This window comes from Cellulosimicrobium sp. BMG9.23, from assembly GCF_059159985.1.
The window spans coordinates 69,982-90,683 of sequence record NZ_JBZGBZ010000004.1; the positions used below are offsets into that span (position 1 = coordinate 69,982).

The 20,702-nt window shown below is 74.1% G+C and carries 17 protein-coding genes; 9 read left to right on the forward strand and 8 right to left on the reverse strand.

What is annotated here, in order from left to right:
- Positions 1-60: 60 nt before the first annotated feature.
- Positions 61-1,101 carry a Gfo/Idh/MocA family protein gene (locus AC4H2G_RS06945; RefSeq protein WP_494365037.1) on the reverse strand — a complete coding sequence of 347 codons (1,041 nt, stop codon included), beginning with the start codon at positions 1,099-1,101 and terminating at the stop codon, positions 61-63.
- A gap of 159 nt (positions 1,102-1,260) precedes the next feature.
- Here AC4H2G_RS06945 and AC4H2G_RS06950 point away from each other — a divergent pair, with 159 nt between their 5' ends.
- The gene (locus AC4H2G_RS06950) at positions 1,261-1,977 is read left to right on the forward strand and encodes an HNH endonuclease family protein (protein WP_494365038.1); all 717 of its coding nucleotides are present in this window, start codon (positions 1,261-1,263) and stop codon (positions 1,975-1,977) included.
- A gap of 9 nt (positions 1,978-1,986) precedes the next feature.
- Here AC4H2G_RS06950 and AC4H2G_RS06955 read toward each other — a convergent pair whose 3' ends face one another.
- Positions 1,987-4,326, reverse strand: coding sequence for an MMPL family transporter (locus AC4H2G_RS06955; protein WP_494365039.1), 2,340 nt, complete (start codon positions 4,324-4,326; stop codon positions 1,987-1,989).
- Positions 4,327-4,357: 31 nt separating this feature from the next.
- Between AC4H2G_RS06955 and AC4H2G_RS06960 the strand changes: the two genes are divergently transcribed.
- The 5 genes from AC4H2G_RS06960 to AC4H2G_RS06980 all read left to right on the forward strand — a co-directional run bounded on the left by AC4H2G_RS06960 (position 4,358) and on the right by AC4H2G_RS06980 (position 8,973).
- On the forward strand, positions 4,358-4,921 hold the full coding sequence (locus tag AC4H2G_RS06960) for a MarR family winged helix-turn-helix transcriptional regulator (RefSeq protein ID WP_494365040.1): 564 nt from the start codon (positions 4,358-4,360) through the stop codon (positions 4,919-4,921).
- Positions 4,922-4,930: 9 nt separating this feature from the next.
- A complete protein-coding gene (lipB, locus tag AC4H2G_RS06965; RefSeq protein WP_494365041.1) occupies positions 4,931-5,608 on the forward strand; it encodes a lipoyl(octanoyl) transferase LipB in 678 nt (225 codons plus the stop codon).
- Between the two features lie 104 nt (positions 5,609-5,712).
- Positions 5,713-7,080, forward strand: coding sequence for an MFS transporter (locus tag AC4H2G_RS06970; RefSeq protein WP_494365042.1), 1,368 nt, complete (start codon positions 5,713-5,715; stop codon positions 7,078-7,080).
- Positions 7,081-7,187: 107 nt separating this feature from the next.
- Complete coding sequence (lipA, locus tag AC4H2G_RS06975; RefSeq protein WP_494365043.1) at positions 7,188-8,198, forward strand: lipoyl synthase; 1,011 nt, start codon at positions 7,188-7,190, stop codon at positions 8,196-8,198.
- 31 nt (positions 8,199-8,229) lie between these two features.
- Positions 8,230-8,973, forward strand: coding sequence for a DUF4191 domain-containing protein (locus AC4H2G_RS06980; RefSeq protein WP_494365044.1), 744 nt, complete (start codon positions 8,230-8,232; stop codon positions 8,971-8,973).
- Between the two features lie 144 nt (positions 8,974-9,117).
- On the opposite strand, the gene AC4H2G_RS06985 is transcribed toward AC4H2G_RS06980, so the two are convergent.
- Complete coding sequence (locus AC4H2G_RS06985) at positions 9,118-9,594, reverse strand: RDD family protein (protein WP_494365045.1); 477 nt, start codon at positions 9,592-9,594, stop codon at positions 9,118-9,120.
- A 256-nt stretch (positions 9,595-9,850) separates the two neighbouring features.
- On the opposite strand from AC4H2G_RS06985, the gene glnA reads away from it, so the two are divergent.
- The 3 genes from glnA to AC4H2G_RS07000 all read left to right on the forward strand — a co-directional run bounded on the left by glnA (position 9,851) and on the right by AC4H2G_RS07000 (position 13,123).
- Positions 9,851-11,275 carry a type I glutamate--ammonia ligase gene (gene glnA / locus AC4H2G_RS06990; protein ID WP_494365046.1) on the forward strand — a complete coding sequence of 475 codons (1,425 nt, stop codon included), beginning with the start codon at positions 9,851-9,853 and terminating at the stop codon, positions 11,273-11,275.
- A 266-nt stretch (positions 11,276-11,541) separates the two neighbouring features.
- Positions 11,542-12,474 (forward strand): alpha/beta fold hydrolase, encoded by a 933-nt coding sequence (locus AC4H2G_RS06995; protein WP_494365047.1) that lies wholly within the window; start codon positions 11,542-11,544, stop codon positions 12,472-12,474.
- A 178-nt stretch (positions 12,475-12,652) separates the two neighbouring features.
- Positions 12,653-13,123, forward strand: a complete 471-nt coding sequence (locus AC4H2G_RS07000; RefSeq protein WP_494365368.1) for a DUF3592 domain-containing protein — start codon at positions 12,653-12,655, stop codon at positions 13,121-13,123.
- A gap of 13 nt (positions 13,124-13,136) precedes the next feature.
- Here the strand turns inward: AC4H2G_RS07000 and AC4H2G_RS07005 are convergent, their stop codons facing one another.
- The 5 genes from AC4H2G_RS07005 to pstB form a co-directional block, all read right to left on the reverse strand.
- Positions 13,137-14,813, reverse strand: coding sequence for a flavin-containing monooxygenase (locus AC4H2G_RS07005; protein WP_494365048.1), 1,677 nt, complete (start codon positions 14,811-14,813; stop codon positions 13,137-13,139).
- A 179-nt stretch (positions 14,814-14,992) separates the two neighbouring features.
- Positions 14,993-16,837: a M15 family metallopeptidase gene (locus AC4H2G_RS07010; RefSeq protein WP_494365049.1), complete on the reverse strand. Its 1,845-nt coding sequence runs from the start codon at positions 16,835-16,837 to the stop codon at positions 14,993-14,995.
- Positions 16,838-16,950: 113 nt separating this feature from the next.
- On the reverse strand, positions 16,951-17,754 hold the full coding sequence (locus tag AC4H2G_RS07015) for a lytic transglycosylase domain-containing protein (RefSeq protein WP_494365050.1): 804 nt from the start codon (positions 17,752-17,754) through the stop codon (positions 16,951-16,953).
- Entirely contained in the window at positions 17,751-19,760 is a 2,010-nt protein-coding gene (locus AC4H2G_RS07020; RefSeq protein ID WP_494365051.1) for a protein kinase domain-containing protein, read from the reverse strand. Before AC4H2G_RS07020 ends, AC4H2G_RS07015 begins: the two co-directional genes overlap by 4 nt.
- Before the next feature lie 52 nt (positions 19,761-19,812).
- Positions 19,813-20,586: a phosphate ABC transporter ATP-binding protein PstB gene (gene pstB / locus AC4H2G_RS07025; RefSeq protein ID WP_494365369.1), complete on the reverse strand. Its 774-nt coding sequence runs from the start codon at positions 20,584-20,586 to the stop codon at positions 19,813-19,815.
- Positions 20,587-20,702: the final 116 nt, after the last annotated feature.

Consider the following 20,702-nt stretch of genomic DNA (forward strand, 5'->3'; position numbering starts at 1 on the left):
GCGCTGCGGGGACGGGTTATCCACAGGACGGACGCCCGCGGGTCGGCGGGGGTCGTCCCTTCAGACGTCGACCCGACGCCCCTCGGCGTCGCTGCGCCGGGCGGCGTCGAGCACCTCCGCGGTGCGGACGGCGTCGCGCGGGTCGACGGGGACGGGACCGTCGTCGAGCAGCCACGCCGCCACGGCGCGGTAGAAGTCCGCGTGGCCGCCGGGGGCGCGCTCCACGGCGGAGCGCTCGCGACCGTGCGTGATCCAGCCCTCCGAGCCGGCGGGCGCGGCGTCGTCGAAGACCTCGAACGGCGACGCGTCGTCCTCGAAGGTCGTCACGACGTACGCCCCCGCCGACCCGAGGACCCGCGTGCGCGGACCGGGGGCGCCGACGACGGACCCGGCCCAGAGCCGGCTGACGACCGCGTGCCCCGCAGCGTCGGGTGCGTGGTGGAGCACGAGGAAGACGTCGTCCTCCGTCGGGGTCGTCAGGGACCGGAGCTCGGCCCACACCGACGTCACGGGGCCGAAGAGCTGCGTCGCGGAGTCGACCAGGTGCGGGCCGAGGTCGAGGAGGAGCCCACCACCGACGGGGTCGTTCTCCTTCCAGCGCTGCCGGGGCACGGGCCGCCACCGCTCCCAGCGACGCTCGAACGTGTGCACCACCCCGAGGTCGCCCCGGTCGAGCACGTGGCGCAGCGTGAGCTGCTCGGGGTCCCAGCGCCGGTTCTGGAACACGGTCAGCGGCGTGCCGGCGGCCTCGGTCGCCTCGACCAGCTCGCGCGCCGACGCCGTGTCCAGGGCGAGCGGCTTGTCGACGACCGTCGGGACGCCGGCCTGCGCGAGCGACGCGGCGTGCTCGGCGTGCAACGCCGTCGGGCTCGCCACGACGACGACGTCGTAGGTGTCGCGGTCGGCCACGAGAGCACCGAGGTCGTCGTGCAGGTGCACGCCGGGCCAGTCCTCGGCCGCGGCCGCGCGCCGCTCCGGCGAGCGCACGACCACCGCGGTGACGACCTGGCCGGCCTCGCGCACGAGCCGCGCGTGGATCCCCCGTCCCGCTCCCCCGTACCCGACGACCCCGACCCTGAGCGGACGTGCTGCGTTGACCATGCGCACCAATCTAGTCGGCGGGCCCTGCCCCACGACGGTTCGAGACCGGGTCGGACCATCCGTCCGGACCTGGCAGAATGTGCGCGTTGGTCCGGATTGGTGTAGTGCGTGCGGCTCCTGCGCACCCGGGTAGAGGATCGGATTCGGGAAGGTCGTCCCTTGAGCACCACGAACCGTCGGGTTCCCCGACGCACCGCCCTGCGCTACGCGCTCGTGGCGCTCGCCGTCCTCATCGTCCTCGCGAACGTGCTCGGCGAGCGGTCGGCCGCCGTGGACGCACCGGAGCCTGCGCCGAGCAGCGGCAGCGCGCTCGCCGTCCTCTCCGGGCTGGAGGTCAAGGGACCCGGGCCCGACACCGGCTACGAGCGGGCGGAGTTCGGCAGCGCCTGGGTCGACGTCGACGACAACGGCTGCGACACGCGCAACGACGTCCTCGCGCGCGACCTCACGGACCTCACGTTCTCCACGCGGGGCGAGCCGTGCGAGGTCCGCACGGGCACGTTCCTCGACCCGTACACCGGGGAGACGATCGACTTCCGCCGCGGCAACGCGACGAGCGCGGCCGTCCAGATCGACCACGTCGTGCCGCTGCTCGACGCGTGGCGCAAGGGCGCGCGCTCCTGGGACGCGCAGACGCGCACGCGGTTCGCGAACGACCCGCTCAACCTCCTGGCCGCGGACGGACCGTCCAACCAGGCGAAGGGCGCGCGCGACGCCTCCGCCTGGCTCCCGCCGAACCACGCGTTCCGCTGCCCGTACGTGGCGCGGCAGATCGCCGTGAAGGCGGAGTACGGGCTGTCCGTCACGCCGTCCGAGGCCGAGGCGATGGAGCGCGTCCTCGCGGACTGCCCGGCCGAGCCGGTCCCCGCGGGCTGAGCGCCGCCCTCACCTCGCGGCGCCCTCCGCGGGCGGCGCCGTCGCGGCCGGCTCCTCCGGCGCGGTCGAGCCCCCGTCGGTACGCCCGAGCGCGCTCGGCCACCACGACCGACGCCCGACGTCGTGCACGAGCGCCGGCACCAGCAGGCTGCGCACGATCAGCGTGTCCACGAGCACGCCGAACGCCACGATGAAGGCGAGCTGGGCGAGGAACAGCAGCGGGATGATCCCGAGCGCCGCGAACGTGGCCGCGAGGACCACGCCGGCCGAGGTGATGACGGACCCGGTGACCGCCAGCGCGCGCAGCACGCCGCGCCGGGTCCCGACCCGGAGGCTCTCCTCGCGCACGCGCGTCATGAGGAAGATCGAGTAGTCCACGCCGAGCGCCACGAGGAAGCAGAACGCGTAGAGCGGCACGGCGGGATCGGCCCCGGGGAAGTCGAGGACGTGGTTGAACACGAGGGCCGCGACACCGAGCGCGGCGCCGAACGACAGGACGTTCGCCGCCATGAGCAGCACGGGGGCGAGGACCGAGCGCAGGAGCAGGATGAGGATGAGCAGGATCACGACGAGCACGACGGGCACGATGGTCCGCAGGTCGCTCTGCCCCGCGAGCTGCGTGTCGAGCCGCTCCGCCGCCGCTCCGCCGACCAGGGCGTCGGGCGAGACGTCGTGCACCGTGTCCCGCAGCGCGGACACCGTCTCGACGGCCTCCTGGCTGTCCGACGGCGCGTCCGTCGTCACGTCGACCCGCACCTGCCCGTCGACCACGAGCGGGTCGCCCTGCGCCGGTGCGCCCGGCGCGGGCGCGGGCTGGTCGGTCACGGGGGTCGCCGAGGCGACGCCGTCGGTCGCCTCGGCGGCGTCCAGGACGGCCTGCAGGTCGTCCTCGGGCGCGACGACGATCGCCGGTTGCGCGGAGACGCCCTCGAAGTGCTCGGTGAGGACCTCCTCGCCGTCGACCGAGTCCACCTGCGTGAGGAACACCTCGGAGTCGCCGGTGCCGCTCGCGTCGAGCGTCGGCACGAACGCGGCGCACGCGGCGAGGACGAGCGCGGTCACGATCCAGACCGGCCGGTCGTGCCGCCCGACGAAGCTCGCGACGCGCGACCAGACCCCGTGGCCCTCGACGCTCACGACGTCCTCGGACGACGTCGCGGCGGTGGCGACGTCCGCGCCCGCACCGGGGGCGGCGTCGTCGGGCAGCGCGTGCTCTCCCGCGAACCGGGGCATGCGCGGCCAGAACAGGGCGCGCGAGCGCTGCCCGGCGACGAGGAGGAGCGCGGGCAGCAGGGTGAGCGCGGCCACGAAGGCCGCGGCGATGCCGATGGCCGCGACGGGCCCGAGGCTGCGGTTGGAGGCGAGGTCGGACAGCAGGAGGCACAGCAGACCGGCGATCACGGTGCCCGCGCTCGCGGCGATCGGCTCGACCGACGCGCGGACCGCCCGGCGCAGCGCCGTCACGGTCGAGCGCACGTGCCGCAGCTCCTCGCGGTACCGCGCGACGACGAGCAGCGAGTAGTCGACCGCGGCGCCGACGACGAGGATCGAGAGGATGCCCTGGGACTGCCCGTTGAGCGTGAGGACGTCGGCCGCGGCGAGGTGGTAGACGACGAGGCCCGCGAGCGTCAGCGCGAGGACCGCGGTGAGGATGACGAGGAACGGCAGCACGGGCGAGCGGTAGACGACCGCGAGGATGACCAGCACGGCGCCGAGGGCGACGAGGAGCAGGACCGTGTCGATGCCGCCGAACGCGGTGACGAGGTCCGCGACGAAGCCGGCCGGCCCGGTGACGTAGACGTCGAGGTCGGTCCCGCCGAGCCCGCCGTCCGCCGCGTCCGCCGCGGCGAGGTCGCGCAGCGCGCCGACGGCGAGCTCGCTCACGCTGTCCTCGTCCGCGCCGACGCTGTCGGACGCGACGGCCGCGTCGAGCGAGACCACGACGAGCGCCGCCTCCCCGTCCTCGGACGTGACGACGACGGGGTCCGCCGTGGACACGTCGCCGACGGTCCGCGGCTCGTCGCCGGAGGTGCCCTCGAGCTCCGCGTCCGGCACGGCCGCGGCGTACTCCTCGAGCGCGGCGAGGTCGTCGGGGGCGAGGGCCGACCCGTCCCCCGTCGTGGCGACGACCAGCGCCGGGAGCGACTCGGTGTCCACGAACTCGCTCGCGAGCTCCGCGGCCTGCGTGGACTCGGCGCTCGCCGGGAGGAACGCCGCGGCGTCGTTCGTCTGGACCGTGCTGAGCTTCCCCTGCGCCTGTCCGCCGAGCGAGCCGATCGCCAACCACACACCGATGACTGCGACAATGATCAGCCCGCGGAGGAACCCGCTCGTCCTGTTGCTCAGCATGCTGAGGAATGGTGCCATGGCGGAGGGAGGAATGCACGTGGAGAGACCGGCCGTGCGCCGTGCCGACGGGTCGGACGCCGACCCGACCTTCGCCGACCCCACGTCCGCAGCCCCCTCGTTCGCCGATGCTGACGCCGATCCCGCCTCTTCCGACCCGACCGGGTGGCCCACGGGACGGATCCTGTTCGCCGTCGCCCGCCGCATCGAGCGGTCGTGGAACGCGCACCTCGGGCAGTGGGACCTCAACCACGCCGGGTTCCCCGTGCTCATGCACCTGCTGCGCGGCCCTCGGTCGCAGCGCGAGCTCGCCACCGACTCCGGCGTGACGGAGCAGACGATGAGCCGCATCGTCGCGCGTCTCGAGCGCTCGGGCTACGTCACGCGGGCCGGTGATCCCGAGGACCGACGCCGTCGGGTCGTCGCGATCACGGACGCCGGTCGTGCCGCCGGTCTCACGGCCGCCCGTCGGCGCCCCGCCGAGGACCTCGCGACGCGCGGCCTCGACGACGACCAGGTCGCCGCGCTGCGCGAGCTGCTGCTGGCGATGCTGGAGACGTTGCCCACAGCGCCGCGCGCACCGCGCGACGAGGACTAGCCTGGCCCGATGGACGTGCTCACCCTGCCCGGCCGGACGGACTACCACGAGGCGTGGGAGCTCCAGCGTTCCGTGCACGACGCCGTGGCGTCCGGCGCGCGCGAGGACACCCTCCTCTTCGTGGAGCACCCGGACGTGTACACGGCCGGTCGCCGCACGAACCGCACCGATCGCCCGGACGACGGCACGCCCGTCGTCGACGTCGACCGGGGCGGGAAGATCACGTGGCACGGCCCCGGGCAGCAGGTCGTCTACCCGATCGTCCGGCTCGCCGAGCCGGTCGACGTCGTCGCGTACGTCCGCGCGCTCGAGGACGCGGTCATGGTGGTGTGCGCGGGCCTGGGCCTGGAGACCATCCGCGTCGAGGGGCGCAGCGGGGTGTGGCTCGCCGCCGACGCGACCCGGCGCGAGCGCAAGGTGTGCGCCATCGGCGTGCGGGTGGCGCGCGGCGTCACGATGCACGGCCTCGCGCTGAACTGCGACCCCGACCTCTCGCGCTTCGACCGGATCGTCCCGTGCGGGATCGAGGACGCCGACGTGACGTCGCTCACCGCCGAGCTCGGCCGCGCCGTGACGCTCGCCGAGGTCGCGCCGCTGCTCGTGGCCGCGCTGGAGGACGCGCTCGCGCCGCTGCGCGACCAGGGCGGAGCCGTGGCCTCGCCGTCGGGCACGGCTCTGACGGCCTAGCAGCGGGTAGCAGCCGATAACCTGGAGGGACCAGGGAAACCTCGCGCGCCGGAGTACGGGTGGGTCGGCGTGCGGCCCGACGCACCCTCGAGGACCTGGACCGCATGACCACCACCCCCGCGCGCAGCACGTCGCGCGCACCTGACTCCTCCCCTGGGCCCGCCGCCGGCGTGCCCCGCCCGGCGCCGGCACGCGCCGGGTACGCACGTCTCCCCCAGCTCGCGGGCCGCGCCTTCCTGCCCGTCGCGTTCCTCGCCCGGCTGCCGTTCTCGATGCTGACCATCGGGACCCTGCTCCTCGTCACCTCGGCGACGTCCTCCGTCGCCGTCGGCGGGCTCGCGTCCGCGGCGACCGCGATCGGCACGGCGGTCGGCGGCCCGACGCAGGGCGCCCTGGCCGACCGCGTCGGGCAGCGGGCCGTGCTGCTCGTCGCCGTCCCCGTCGCGACCCTCGCCGTCCTCGCGCTCGTCGCGGTGACGACCGGTCCGGAAGGGCCCGCCCCCCTCGCCGCCGTACTCGCCGTCGCCGCGGCGACCGGCGCGAGCGTGCCGCAGGTCGGGCCGCTGGCCCGCGTGCGGTGGCTGCGCCTCGCGGCCCGCGAGCCGCGCACTCTCGCCGCCGCGATGGGCTACGAGAGCACCGCCGACGAGGTGAGCTTCGTGCTCGGCCCCGCGCTCGTCGGGATCCTCGCCTCGGCCGGCTCCCCGCAGGTCGCGGTCCTCGTCGCGGCCGGTGGCATCGCCGTCTTCGGTACCGCGTTCGCGCTGCACCCGACGTCGCGCGCGGCCACCGTGCACGCCGGTGCGGCCCGCCTGCCCGACGGGGAGGCCACGGATCACGGCGTCCGCCCCCGTGCCACCGGCGGGATCCTGGCGCTCGTACGTCAGGAAGGGGTCGTCCTGGTCGGCATGCTCGCGATGGGCCTGCTGTTCGGCGGGACCCAGGCGGCGCTCACCGCGTTCACGCGCGACGCGGGCGTCCCGGGCAGCGCGGGACTCGTCTACGCGGTCCTGGGCGTCGGCTCGGCCGTCACCGCGCTCGCGGTCGTCGCGCTCCCCCGCCGCTGGAGCCAGCGCGGCCGCTGGGTCACGTTCGCGGGCGGGCTCCTGCTGGGCGCGGTGGCGCTCGCGCTCGCCGCGGCGGGCGGGTCGCTCCCGGCGGTGGTCGTCGCCGTCGCCGCGACCGGCCTGTTCGTCGGGCCGGTCATGGTGACGGTGTTCACGGTCGCGGGCGACCGCGCGCCGGCGGGGCGGACCGCGTCCGCGATGACGCTCGTGGCCAGCGCGAACGTCGTGGGCGTGGCGATCGGGGCGGCGGGCGGAGGGGCCGCCGCGGACACGATCTCGACGACGGCCGCGTTCGTCGTGCCCGTGCTCGCCGCGGTCCTGCTCGTCGTCACCGGAGTGTCGCTGACGTCACGTCCACAGGGTGGTCCCGACCGGGAGACGAGCCCGGACGAGCGCGTAGTCTGACCGGAGTCCGGCGTCGTACTCCGGGCGACCGCACCCGAACGGTGCGCCGCCCACCCGCCTGCGCGGCGACGTCGGCGTTCACTCGCCACGACGACCGGGAGACACCCGTGACGATCGCACCAGAAGGACGGCGCATGCTGCGGGTCGAGGCCCGCAACGCCGCGACGCCGATCGAGAAGAAGCCCGAGTGGATCAAGACCCGCGCGACCATGGGCCCGGAGTACTCCGAGCTCAAGGGGCTCGTGAAGCGCGAAGGGCTGCACACGGTCTGCGAGGAGGCGGGCTGTCCCAACATCTTCGAGTGCTGGGAGGACCGCGAGGCGACGTTCCTCATCGGCGGTGACCAGTGCACGCGGCGGTGCGACTTCTGCCAGATCGACACGGGCAAGCCCGCCGACTTCGACGCCGACGAGCCGCGCCGCGTCGCCGAGTCCGTCCAGGCGATGGGGCTGCGCTACTCGACCATCACGGGCGTCGCGCGCGACGACCTGCCCGACGGCGGTGCCTGGCTCTACGCCGAGACCGTGCGCCAGATCCACGCGCTCAACCCGGGCACCGGCGTCGAGCTGCTCATCCCCGACTTCAACGCGATCCCCGAGCTGCTCGACGAGGTCAACGGCTCCCGGCCCGAGGTCCTGGCCCACAACCTCGAGACCGTGCCGCGCATCTTCAAGCAGATCCGCCCGGGCTTCCGCTACGAGCGCTCGCTGTCCGTGCTGACGCGCGCCCGCGAGGCCGGCCTCGTGACGAAGTCCAACATCATCCTCGGCATGGGCGAGACGATCGAGGAGGCGAAGGACGCGCTGCAGGACCTCCACGACGCGGGCTGCGACCTCGTGACCATCACGCAGTACCTGCGGCCGTCGGTGCGCCACCACCCGGTCGACCGGTGGGTCAGGCCGGAGGAGTTCGCCGAGCTCTCCGACGCGGCCGAGGAGATCGGGTTCCTCGGCGTCATGTCGGGACCGCTCGTGCGGTCGTCGTACCGGGCCGGTCGTCTGTGGGGCCAGGCGATGACGCGCCGCGGCATGGAGATCCCCGCCGCGCTCGCGCACCTCGCCGAGCCGACGACGTCGCGCCAAGAGGCCGCGAGCCTCCTCGCCCGCGCCCAGCACTAGACTCCCGCGCACCGCACTAGACTGAGGGACCATGGCCCGCAAGAACTCCGACGCCACCGGCGCGCCCGCGGCCGGCGAGCAGGTCGGCAAGCAGAAGAAGCCCAAGAAGCAGCGCTGGTACCACCAGGTGTGGGCCGCGTACCAGATGACGCGCAAGCAGGACCCCGCGGTCACGTGGATCATGCTCGGCGTGTTCCTCGGGATCGTGGCGGTCGCCGTGGGCATCGGCCTGTGGTGGGGCCAGTGGGTCTACACGCTCATCGTCGGCATCCCGTTCGGGCTGCTCGGGGCGATGTTCGTGCTCACCCGGCGCGCCGAGCGCGCCGCCTACAGCCAGATCGAGGGCCAGCCGGGCGCAGCACGCGCCGCGCTCGGCACGATCCGCCGCGGCTGGACCTTCGACGAGGAGCCCGTCGCGATCGACCCCCGCACCCAGGACCTCGTGTTCCGCGGCGTCGGGCGCGCGGGCGTCGTGCTCGTCAGCGAGGGCCCGGCGCACCGCGCGAACAAGCTCCTCGAGAGCGAGCGCAAGCGCGTGACCCGCGTCCTGCCGAACGTCCCGGTGACGACGATCCAGGTCGGCAACGACGAAGGCCAGGTCGCGCTGCAGAAGCTCCCGCGCACCGTGCAGAAGCTCAAGCCGACCCTCACCAAGCCCGAGACGGCGCAGGTCTCCAAGCGCCTGCGCGCCCTCGGCGCCGCCAAGCTACCGATCCCCAAGGGCATCGACCCGACGCGCGCGCGCCCCGACCGCAAGGGCATGAAGGGCCGCTGACCGGTCCTGCACCGCTGCACGTCCCTGTACCGCTGCACGACGACGCCCGGCCGGCGAGGAGCACCTCCTCACCCGCCGGGCGTCGTCGTCCCGGCGCATCGCGCGAGGTAGTACCCCGGTCCTACGAGGTAGTACCTCGGGCCTTCAGGTGCGGACGAGCACGGTACCGGCGGCCCGGTCGTGCAGGCCGCGTCCGTCGGAGTCCCAGACGACCGCGGGGATGACGAGCAGCAGGAGCGCGGTGCGCAGCAGCGCGCGCCCGACGCCGACCATGCGCGTGGGGGCCGCGAGCCGGTGGACGCGCATGCCGAGGAGCCGGTGACCGACGGTGAAGCCGAGCGTGCTGACGAGCAGCACGTTCTCGATCGCGAACACGAGCGGCTGCGACCACACGGGCAGTGCGGAGATCCCCTCCAGGAGCCCAGGCGCACTCGGCCGGAAGAACAGGTACGCGACGAGCGTCGCGAGCGTCCAGTCGATCACGAGCGCGACAAGGCGCCGTCCGAGCGTCGCGAGCGAGCCGGGCCCCTCGGGCGGGAGCCCGAGACGGGCGCCGCGCCCGTCCTGCCGACCCCCGGGGGTGCCCTCGAGCCACGAACCCATTTCCTCGCGTGAAACCACGGGTCCAGCGTACGTGCCCGCGCATGGACACCCGCGACGCCCGCGGGGCGCACGGCGGTACTGTGCGTCACGGCGCCCGACCCGCGCGGGTCGGGCGCGCCCTCGCGTAGCACGACCGTCACACAGGGACGCGGGACGTAACACGCCCGAAACAAGGGGTACACGGCGAGGAAACCGCCGCGGCCTAGGTTCGTGGGCGCCACGTCAGCGGCTCGTGCCGCGCAGCCCGACGGCACCACCGATCAAGGAGCAACGGATGTTCAACAACGCGGAGGAGGCAATCGCCTTCACGCGGAACGAGGGCGTCGAGTTCGTCGACGTCCGGTTCTGCGACCTGCCCGGCATCATGCAGCACTTCAACATCCCCGTCTCGCAGTTCGACGAGGCGGCGTTCGAGGACGGCCTGATGTTCGACGGATCCTCGATCCGCGGCTTCCAGGCGATCCACGAGTCGGACATGAAGCTCGTGCCGGACGTCAAGACCGCGTTCGTGGACCCGTTCCGCAAGCGCAAGACGCTCGTCGTGAACTTCTCCATCGTCGACCCGTTCACGGGCGAGCCGTACTCCCGCGACCCCCGCAACATCGCGGCGAAGGCCGAGGCGTACCTGCGCTCCACCGGCATCGCGGACACGGCGTTCTTCGCCCCCGAGGCCGAGTTCTACGTCTTCGACGAGGCCCGCTTCGCGACGAACCAGCACTCGAGCTTCTACTACCTCGACTCGGTCGAGGCGGCGTGGAACACGGGCCGCGAGGAGGAGGGTGGCAACCTCGCGTACAAGACGCGCTACAAGGGCGGCTACTTCCCCGTCTCCCCGTCGGACCGCTTCGCGGACCTGCGCGACGACATGGTCGCGTCGCTGGAGTCGGTGGGCCTCGAGGTCGAGCGCGCGCACCACGAGGTGGGCACCGCCGGCCAGCAGGAGATCAACTACCGCTTCAACACGCTGCTCCACGCGGCCGACGACCTGATGAAGTTCAAGTACGTCATCCGCAACGTGGGCTTCGAGGCCGGCAAGTCGGTCACGTTCATGCCGAAGCCGATCTTCGGTGACAACGGCTCGGGCATGCACTCGCACCAGTCCCTCTGGAAGGACGGCAAGCCGCTGTTCTTCGACGAGAAGGGCTACGGCGGCCTGTCGGACATCGCGCGCTGGTACATCGGCGGTCTGCTCAAGCACGCGCCGTCGCTCCTCGCGTTCACGAACCCGTCGGTGAACTCCTACCACCGCCTGGTCCCGGGCTACGAGGCCCCGGTCAACCTGGTCTACTCGGCCCGCAACCGCTCCGCGTGCATCCGCATCCCGGTGACCGGCTCGTCCGCCGGCGCAAAGCGCGTCGAGTTCCGCGTCCCGGACCCGTCGGCCAACCCGTACCTCGCGTTCGCGGCCCAGCTGCTCGCCGGCATCGACGGCATCAAGAACCGCATCGAGCCGCCGGAGCCGATCGACAAGGACCTCTACGAGCTGCCCCCCGAGGAGCACGCGCAGATCGCGCAGGTCCCCGGCTCGCTCGGCGAGGCGCTGGACAACCTCGAGGCCGACCACGAGTTCCTCACGCAGGGCGACGTGTTCACGCCGGACCTCATCCAGACGTGGATCGACTACAAGCGCACCAACGAGATCGACCCGATCCGTCTGCGCCCGCACCCGCACGAGTTCGAGCTCTACTACGACATCTAGGACCTCCTGGTCCCTGACCTGGGCAAAGACTCAGGTCAAGCCCTCCTCGTCCGCAAAGAGTCCGCACGGGCCGCCGAAACCTCACCGGTGGCGGCCCGTGCGGACTCTTCTGTGTCCGGCCACAGGTGCACGGGGGATGACCTCCGTGTGGGGTGCCGAAAGACCGCCCGAACTCCTCGGGACAGCAGGATCGTCCGGCAGCCTGCACGCGGCGAGGATTGAGGTCGTTCGGCCCCACGCAACCACTGCTCCAGGAGATCACTCTGATGAGAAACGACCTGCACCGTCGACGCGCGCGGCGCGTGCTGCCGACGATGCTCCTGCTCGCCGTCACCGCCGGAGCTCTCGCGGCGTGCGGCGACGCGTCGGTCTCGGTGAGCCCTACCTCGTCGGCGCCGCCGACGCCGTCCGCACCCGCCTCAGATGCACCCGCCGATGCCGCGCTGCACATGGTCGACGCCGGCGCCGGCCGCCGCCTGGCGTTCCACCTCACGCCTGGCGACCTTCCTGCCCTCGTCCTGGACGCGGGCGGGGGCATGGACTCCTCGTACTGGGACGACCTGGTTCCCCAGCTGGCGGCGGCCACCGGCTCCACGATCATCACGTACGACCGCGCAGGGCTCGGCGACAGTGACGAGGTACCGGGCGCATGGGACGTGCAGAGCGCTGTCAGCGACCTGGAGACCGGTCTGCGCGCACTCGATGTCACGGAGGACGTCGTCCTGGTGGCCCACTCTCAAGCGGGTGAGGTCGCCACCTACTTCACGCGCGACAACCCGCAGCTGGTCTCCGGCGCGGTGCTCGTCGACGCGAATCTGCCTCAGCTCTACACCGACGACACGATCGCCCGCCTGATCTCCGTGAGCACGCCGCAGGTCGAGGCCGCGAAGGCGGACCCGTCCACCCAGCAGAACCGGCAACTGATCGCGACTGCCGAGAACTACGCGCCGATGCACCAGGCCTACCACCAGGTGTCCTGGCCGGACGACGTCCCGGCCACCGTCATCGTGTCGGAAAAGACACCGTTCGACGGTCTGCAGGAGGACGCGCAGCGCTGGCGAGACGCGGCAGTCGCGTTCGTGGCGGCCGGCCCGGACCGCACGCTCGTCACCGCGGAGGGCAGCTCTCACGACGTCGCGACCGATCGTCCCGACATCGTGCTCGACGAGATCGGGAAGATGGTCGCCGCAGGCGACTGATGTGGCCCGGGGTCGTGAGCCCGCCTCCGGGCTGATCGCTCGTGGATCGACGTAGCCGCCCGCCGATCGGGGACCGGACATCGGTTTGGGCGGACCGGCTGCGCAGGTACGGTGTGGCCCGCACCGTCCGTCGGGGCGGGACGAGGGAGAGGAACGGTCCGTGCACGTGCGGGTGAGGATGATCGTCGGAGCGGTGTTCGCCGCGGTCGGGCTGGGGCTCGTGGTTGCCGCGGTCGTGATCGGGTACTCGACGTACTCGTTCCAGCAGACGGCCGAGCGGACGACCGGCACGGTCGTCGACCTGGACGTGCGGTGGGGGTCGCACGGGAGCCGCTCGTCGAGCCGCGCGGAGTACCCCGTCGTCGAGTTCGAGGCCGACGGTCAGCGGTACACCGTCGTGAGCGCCGCGACAGGCACGTCGCACCCGGAGATCGGCGACGACGTCACGGTCCTGCACGACCCTGCGGACCCGTCCGACGCGCGACTGGACAGCGGCCCGCTCAATCATGCGCTTGAGGTGATCCTCGGTGGGGCGGGCGTGGTCTTCGCCGGGGTCGGGTCGTCACTCCTGGTTCGCGGCCTGCGCAGGCGAAGGCCTGCCGCTCCCCCGGCGACCCCACCGGCGTGGCCCAGCGACGCAGTCGTGTGAGCAAGGCCGTGCGTCAGGCGACCTGCGGCGTCTCTCCCGCCGGGACATGGGCCGAGGACAGGCCGGCGTCCGGCCGGAGCCCGGCGTAGTCCTCCGCCTCGACCTCGGCGCACAGGTCCTGGTAGACGTGCCCGCCGCCGAGATACACGGCCATCTCCTCACGCTTGCCGGGGACGTTGCCGCCGACGAACCACGCGCCCGCCTTGCGGCCCTCCGCGTACATCACCGTGGCGTGCCCGGCCCGCTCCGTCTCCGCACGCCACCAGTCCTCGGCCTTGCGCGTCGGCTCGAGCCGGTCCACGCCGTTCTCCCGCGCGAACGACAGCGCGCGCTGCAGCCACTGCGCCCCGAGCTGGACCGGGACCGGCAGGTTGGACAGCGGGGTCTGCGGGCCGACCGACATGAAGAAGTTCGGGAACCCGTGGACGGCGATCCCCAAGTAGGTCAGGAGGCCGTCGCGCTCCCACCGCTCGCGCAGCGTGACGCCCCCGCGCCCGACGACGTCGATGGCCGTCAGCGCGCCGGTCATGGCGTCGAACCCGGTCGCGAGCACGAGCACGTCGAGCTCGTGCTCGACACCGTCGACGACCACGCCGCGCGGCGTGACCTGGGTGATCGGTGACGCGAGCACGTCCACGAGCTCGACGTTCTCCCGGTTGAACGCGTCGTAGTAGCCGTGGCCGGTGGGCGGGCGCTTGCCCATGAAGGTGTAGGTCGTCGGGGAGAGCGTCTGCGCAATCCGGGGGTCGGCGACGATCTCCCGGATCTTGCCGCGGATGAACTCGGACGCGTACGCGCTGGCCGCTGGGCTCGTCATGAGGTCGGTGAAGCACTCCATCGCGAAGTGGAATCCCCCCGCCTGCCACTTCGACTCGAACACACGACGCCGCTCCTCGTCGTCCACCTCCAGCGCGGAGTGCGTGGGGAATTCCATCGGCACCCCGAACGGGTGCCGGGCCGCACGCTCGAAGACCGCGTCGTAGTTCTCGCGCAGCCACGCGAGCTCCGCAGGGGTGACAGGAGGGCTCGTCGACTCGACGACGTAGTTCGGCGTGCGCTGGAAGACGGTGACGTGGGCGGCCTGCGCGGCGAGCTCCGGCAGCATCTGGATCCCGGACGCCCCGACCCCGATCATCCCGACGCGCTTGCCGCTCAGGTCCACGCCCTCGTGCGGCCAGCGGGCCGAGTGGTGCGCCGCTCCGGCGAACGTCTCCAGCCCAGGGACGGCCGGGAGCACCGGCCGCGAGAGCAGACCGGTCGCCGACACGAGGTAGGTCGACCGCAGCCGGGAGCCGTCCGCGAGCGTCAGCGTCCAGAGGTTGGTGGCGTCCGAGTGCTCGGCCCTCTCGACCGTGGTGCTCAGCCGGATGTCCCGGCGCAGGTCGAGCCGGTCGGCGACGAACTCGAGGTAGGCGCGGATCTCCTCGCCCCGCGGGTACCGCTCGGTCCACTCCCACTCGTCCCGCACCTCGGTGGAGAACGAGAACGCGTAGGAGTCGTACTCGGAGTCGGTGCGCACGCCCGGGTAGCGGTTCGCCCACCACGTGCCGCCGACGCCGTCGGCCCGGTCGACCACGAGGGTGGACAGACCGATCTCGCGCAGGTGGTGCAGCATCGCGAGGCCGGAGTACCCGGCCCCGACGACGATCGCGTCGTAGGTCTCGTCGCCGGCACCCGTGGTGTCGCCCATGGACCGCACTCCCTCGTCTGGTCAGCACGTCACCGCGGGCCCGAGCGCCCACGGTGTCGCGGTACACCGTGCCACGGCGACGTCCGTGGCACCAGACCCTGGACGAAGGCCGCGCCCGACGAGCTGCGTCGAGCAGCACACCGCTCGTGCGGAGACCGGCGGTCGACGGGTCACGTCGGTCAGACGGCGGTCGCCTGCCCGGCCTCTGTCGGTGCCGGCTCGGGTGCCGGCTCGGGCGTGAGGTCCGGCGTGGGCTCGGGGTCAGGCGTCGGCTCCGGCGTGGGCTCGGGGTCCGGCGTGGGGTCGGGGTCCGGCGTGGGGTCGGGGTCCGGCGTGGGGTCGGGGGTCGGCGTCGGGTCAGGCGTGGGCGACGGCGTGGGGTCGGGAGTCGGGTCCGGCGTCGGGTCCGGCGTCGGGTCCGGCGTCGGGTCCGGCGTCGGCTCCGGGTCCGGCGTCGGCGTCGGGTCCGGCGTGGGCGTCGGGTCCGGCGTGGGATCCGGGTCCGGCGTGGGTTCCGGGTCCGGCGTGGGTCGCGGCGGCCGGGTCGGGGTCGACGGCGACGACGGCGCTCCCGGAACTGTCGGCCCGGACGTGCCGGGGGTGACCGTCGAGCCCGGTGCCCAGGGGTCGCGACCGAAGCCGCTGCCCGGTGCGAACGGGATGCCCGCCGCACCCTGGTCCGGCTGCGACGAGCCCGCCCAGAGGCCGTCGACGCTCACGGCGCGGTCGGGCACGGGACCCCCGCCGAAGAACTCGAAGTGCCAGGGCTCCGGCTTGGACCCGTCCGGTCGCGCCCAGGCGGGGTTGTCCCAGCCGTAGTCCGGGCCGTGCACGCGCAGCCAGGCGTACTCGGCCGAGGCACCACCGGAGATCGGTCGGCCGAGGTCGACGGCGATCCCCCACCCGTGGTTCGACGTGCCGGGTACGGCCGCGAGGTGCGGCTTCGCCGCCCGCACCGCGACCTGCGCCGCGTACGACCGGTAGGAGTCGGTGATCGGGATCGGCCTGCCGAACTCCTCCTCGTAGGCGACGCTGAGAGCCTCGAGCTGCGCTGCGGCGTCGCACCTCAGCAGGTGACCGGGCGCGAAGTCGAGCGGGCACAGCACCGAGGCGGGCACGTGCCCGTTGGCGTAGCCGGCGGTCGAGCGGCCGTACCGGTCGACGACGGCGCGCAGGGCATCGGCGAGCGTCCCCGTCCCGAGCGGCACGTCCGCGGCGGCGGGTCCGGCCGCGATGACGACGATGCCCGAGGACAGTGCCCCGCTCGACGGGTCGAGCAGGACGGAGAGCCGCATCGCCGCCTCGACGACGTCGTCGAACGTGACCTCGCCCTGGTGCTCCGTGCGGTCGTCGCCGTCGTCGGTGCCGTCGTCGGCGCCCAGGTCGGTGCCCACGTCGGCACCCGGCGGGGGTGCCGTGGTCGTCGCGGCACTCTTGGGCGCCTCCGAGGCGCCCGGGCCCGAGCCGGTCTCCGCGGGCGCGGACGCTTCGGACCCGACCGCAGGGGGGACGGGCGACGCCACGACGTGGGACACCGTCTCGGCCGACGGTTCGTCCCCGACCGGCAGGTCCTGGCTGGTGGCCTGCCGCGGTGCGAGCTCCGCGCGCTCGGCCGCGTCCTGCTGGGCGAGGTACACGCTGAGCAGGCCACCGAGCTCGGCGGCGACCTGTCGAACCTGCGGCGAGAGTGCGCTCCCCTGCGTCTGCGCCGCCCGCTCCGCCCGCTCGACGACGTCGAGTACCTGCGCGAGCGTCGTCGGGCGGTCGGCCGACGCGACGGCTCCGACCCTGCCGAGGGACACGCTCAGCGGGGCGGGCTCGACGGCCCCGCCCATGACCGGGACGCCGGACAGGGGCGCGCCGCCCAGGCCGGCGCTCACCAGACCGAGCACGACCAGCCCGGACGGCACGACGACGCCCAGGACGCGCCGGTCGGACCCGTACCGCCGGACCGGCGCGAGGACGGGCCGGAGGGCGGTGCGGAGGCCGGTCAGGGGCGGCTCCGGGCGATGGTTGCTGGTCACGATGTGCTCTCCTCGGTTCTCGGCGGAAACGTCCGCGGGGTGCTGCGTCGTGCGTGCCGTGGGTGTCGTGCGTGCCGTGGGTGACATGGGTGGCACGGGTGGTGGGCGCGGGCTCATGACGCCTCCGTGGCGTCGGCGTACCGCTGCGCGACGGCGGCGACGTCGGCGACGTAGACGTCGGAACGGTTGTAGGACAGGACGGCCGACCGCCAGCCGTCCGCGGCGGTCAGCGGGCCGGAGGCGCACAGGTAGCGCCCGGCCGCGAGCGCCGCGTCGTCGATCTGGTTCGGGTCGGCCACGCCGTCGCCGTCGCCGTCGGCGCCCCACCGCTCCCAGGTGGACGGGATGAACTGCATCGGGCCGACGGCGCGGTCCCAGGTCGCGTCATCGTCCCACCGGCCGCCGTCGGTGTCCGGGATCGCGGCCACGCCCTCCCGCCCGTCCAGCGGGATGCCGCGGATCGGCGGCTCGGGCGTGCCGGCGTCGGTCAGGGTGGCGCCGTCGTAGGTGCCGTGCCACGACTCGACGGACCCGATGCCGGCCAGCGTGTTCCACGCGAGCCCGCACCCCGGCTGTTCCGCGTCGAGCGTGAGGTCCGCCGACGCGTAGGCGAGCAGGGCGCGCGCGCCGATCCCCGTCGCCCGCGCGACCTGGTCCGCCCAGGTGGCGTCGACCCGGTCGGTCGGGACGGCGGGTCCGGGCTCACCGAGCGCGTCGAGCGACTCGACGGCCCCGGCGAGCTCGTCGTGGCCCGGCCGCTCGACGGCGGGGCGAGCGGCGACGACGTCGAGGCCTGGCGCGGGGACCTGGACGGCCAGGGCGTCCAGCGGGCCCTGCCGCAGCGCGAACCCCGCGACGCCGACCAGCCCTGCCACGACGGCGCCGGCGACGAGGTGGGCGGCGGGGACGCGCTTCATGGTCGCTCCTCGTCGCCCGGCTCGGTGCCGGACGTCGGCGACGGGCTCGGGTCCGGCACGGGCTCGTCCGGATCCGTCGGGGGCGTGGTCGGTGTCGGCTCGGGGGTCTGCGTGGGGGTGGCGACCGGGCTCGGCGCGGGCGTCGCGCCCGGCGGTGCGGTCGGGACGGGGGCGGCCACGACGAGGTGCACCGGTTCGGTCAGGGCCGACGACGTCCCGGCGGCCGGGCGGGTGCCCGTGACGCGCGCGGACGCATCCGCGTCGTCGGGTCGCACGACCCGGAAGCCGGCCTCCTCGAGCGACCGCTGCGCGTCGTCGAGGCCCAGGCCCGCGACGTCGGGCACGGTGTTGGTCCCGCTGGCCACGACCACGTGCACGACCCCGCCCGGAGCGATGCTCGCCCCGGCGGCCGGTTCCTGGCCCAACACCCGGTCGGCCGGCAGGGGCGACTCGGACGGCACCACCTCGCCCAGCGTCAGGCCCTGGGCCTGCAGCAGCGCGACGGCCTGCGACAGCGTGCCGCCCAGCTCGGGCACGACGACGTCGGCGGCGACGGTCTCCTGCTCCGTCGGCGCGGGCCCGGGCGTCGTCGCGCTCGGCGCGGGTGCGGGCGCGCTCGCGGTGACCTCGGGCGCCGGGGTGGTGCCGACGTCGAGCCCGCCGGTCGCCACCGCCCAGACGGCCAGGCCGGCCACCACCAGGGTGACGACGGCGGCCACGGCTCCCGGGGCCCGTGTGGCGCCCGGCGGGTCGACGACCCCACCGCCGCTCCCCCACGGGCCGGGGAGCGGCCCCGGCGCGCCGTCACCCGCCGCCGCGGCGAGCGCGACGACCTGCCCGGACTCGTCCGTCCCGGTCGTCCCCGTGCCCGTCCGGTCGGTCTCCACGACCGCGACCGACCGTGCCCACGGTCCCGCAGCGCCCGCCGCGCCCGCCGCCGCGAGGATCGCGGCGCGCATGTCCGCGGCGTCGCGGAACCGGCGGGCGGGCGTCTTCGTCATCGCCCGGGTCACGACCCGGTCCAGGGGCTGCGCGTCGGGCCGGACGGCGGACGGCACGGGCGGTGGCGCGCTCACGTGCGCCGCGAGCACCTGCCCCGCGGTCTCGCGTGGGAACGGCGCCTGCCCGGTCAGCAGGAAGTAGAGCAGGGCGCCCGCCTGGTACTGGTCCCCGGCGGCGCGCACGGGCCGCCCCTGGGCCTGCTCGGGCGACATGAACTGCGGGTTGCCCACGACCCCGGGCCCGGTGAGCGCCGTGGCCCCGACCCCGGCGGGCGGCAGACCGGACGCCGTCGCGCCGGGCATGACGACGGTGCGACCCGCAGGCCCGCCGGTCCCGGCGCCCGTCGCGACGACCCGGCCGACGGACGTTCCGACGGCGTCCGCCGTGGCCGCGTGGCCGGACTCCCCGGCCAGCCCGAAGTCGACCAGGCGCACGTGCGCGGCCTCGACCGGGCCGTCGTCGTCCGCGGCGCGTGCCAGGAGCACGTTGCCGGGCGCGACGTCGCGGTGCACCAGGCCCTGCGCGTGCGCCGCGGCGAGGGCGGCCAGGACGCCGTCGAGCACGGCTGCGGCCTCGCCGACCGGCAGCGGTCCGCGGGCCGCGACGAGGTCGGCGACGCTGCCGCCCGGCACGAGCTCCAGCGCGACCCACGCCTGCACCACGCCGCCCGAGTCGTGCGTGCCGACGGCGCGCACGGCGGCGACGTTGGGGTGGTGCAGCCGGCGGACCGCGCCCGCCTGGGCCCAGAACGCGGACCGCGCGGCGTCGTCGGCGCTCAGGTGCGGGTGCAGCACCTTGACCGCGACGCGCTGCGGCCCGGTGCCCAGCGCGCCGTCCGCGACGTCGTCGGGCCCGAGGTCCTGCGCCTCGTACACCGACCCCGTGCCGCCGACTCCCAGCAGGTCGCCGAGCACGAACCGGCCCCCGAGGAGCGCGCGGTGCTCCCCGGGTGCGGTCGGGTCGTCGTCCTGCCGCGCGTCCGCGCGCTCGTCGTCGTCCGTCATCGCTGGTCCTCGTCCTGTCCTCGGTCCTCGGCTCCTCGTACCGGTCCCGGCCTCAGCCGAAGCGGCCGTTGACGTAGTCGTAGGTGCGCTCGTCCTGCGGCTCGGAGAACATCGCCTCCGTGTCGCCGTACTCGACGATCGCGCCGGGCGTCCCCTGGCTCGCGAGGAAGAACGCGCACTGCTGGGACACGCGCTGCGCCTGCTGCATGTTGTGCGTGACGATGACGATCGTCACCTCCTTCTGCAGCTCGGACATCGTCTCCTCGATGACGCGCGTCGAGGTCGGGTCGAGCGCCGAGCAGGGCTCGTCCATGAGCAGCACCTTGGGCGTGACGGCGAGAGACCGCGCGATGCACAGGCGCTGCTGCTGCCCGCCGGACAGGCCGCCGCCGGGCTGGCGCAGGCGGTCCTTGACCTCGTTCCACAGGCCCGACGAGCGCAGCGACCGCTCGACGATCTCGTCCTTGGTGTCGCGCGAGACCTTGCGGCCGGTGAGCTTGAGCCCTGCCACGACGTTGTCGTAGATGGACATGGCGGGGAACGGGTTGGGCTTCTGGAACACCATCCCGATGTCCTTGCGGGCGTCCTGGAGCTTCTTGCTCCGGTCGTAGATGTCGTCGCCGTCGAGCAGCACCTGCCCGGCGAGCGCCGCCGACGGCACGAGCTCGTGCATGCGGTTGAGGATGCGCAGGAACGTGGACTTGCCGCAGCCGGACGGTCCGATGAGGGCGGTGACCTGCCCGGGCGGCATCGAGAGCGACACCTTCTCGAGCACCTTGTGGCTGCCGAACCACGCGGAGATCTCGCGGGCGTGCAGGGCCGACAGGGCCCGCGTCGGCGCGTCCGCGGGCTCGCCCACGTCCAGACCGAGGGGCGGGATCGGAGGCGCGGGCGTCGCGTCGATGGTCGCGCCCGACGGGGGCGCAGGCTGGGCGACGGTGG

Coding starts and splice junctions, on each gene's coding strand:
- AC4H2G_RS06945 (WP_494365037.1), bottom strand. CDS start 1,101: ATGGTCAACGCAGCACGTCCGCTCAGGGTCGGGGTCGTCGGGTACGGG.
- AC4H2G_RS06955 (WP_494365039.1), bottom strand. CDS start 4,326: ATGCTGAGCAACAGGACGAGCGGGTTCCTCCGCGGGCTGATCATTGTC.
- AC4H2G_RS06960 (WP_494365040.1), top strand. CDS start 4,358: ATGCACGTGGAGAGACCGGCCGTGCGCCGTGCCGACGGGTCGGACGCC.
- lipB (WP_494365041.1), top strand. CDS start 4,931: ATGGACGTGCTCACCCTGCCCGGCCGGACGGACTACCACGAGGCGTGG.
- AC4H2G_RS06970 (WP_494365042.1), top strand. CDS start 5,713: ATGACCACCACCCCCGCGCGCAGCACGTCGCGCGCACCTGACTCCTCC.
- AC4H2G_RS06980 (WP_494365044.1), top strand. CDS start 8,230: ATGGCCCGCAAGAACTCCGACGCCACCGGCGCGCCCGCGGCCGGCGAG.
- glnA (WP_494365046.1), top strand. CDS start 9,851: ATGTTCAACAACGCGGAGGAGGCAATCGCCTTCACGCGGAACGAGGGC.
- AC4H2G_RS06995 (WP_494365047.1), top strand. CDS start 11,542: ATGAGAAACGACCTGCACCGTCGACGCGCGCGGCGCGTGCTGCCGACG.
- AC4H2G_RS07000 (WP_494365368.1), top strand. CDS start 12,653: ATGATCGTCGGAGCGGTGTTCGCCGCGGTCGGGCTGGGGCTCGTGGTT.
- AC4H2G_RS07005 (WP_494365048.1), bottom strand. CDS start 14,813: ATGGGCGACACCACGGGTGCCGGCGACGAGACCTACGACGCGATCGTC.
- AC4H2G_RS07015 (WP_494365050.1), bottom strand. CDS start 17,754: ATGAAGCGCGTCCCCGCCGCCCACCTCGTCGCCGGCGCCGTCGTGGCA.
- AC4H2G_RS07020 (WP_494365051.1), bottom strand. CDS start 19,760: ATGACGGACGACGACGAGCGCGCGGACGCGCGGCAGGACGACGACCCG.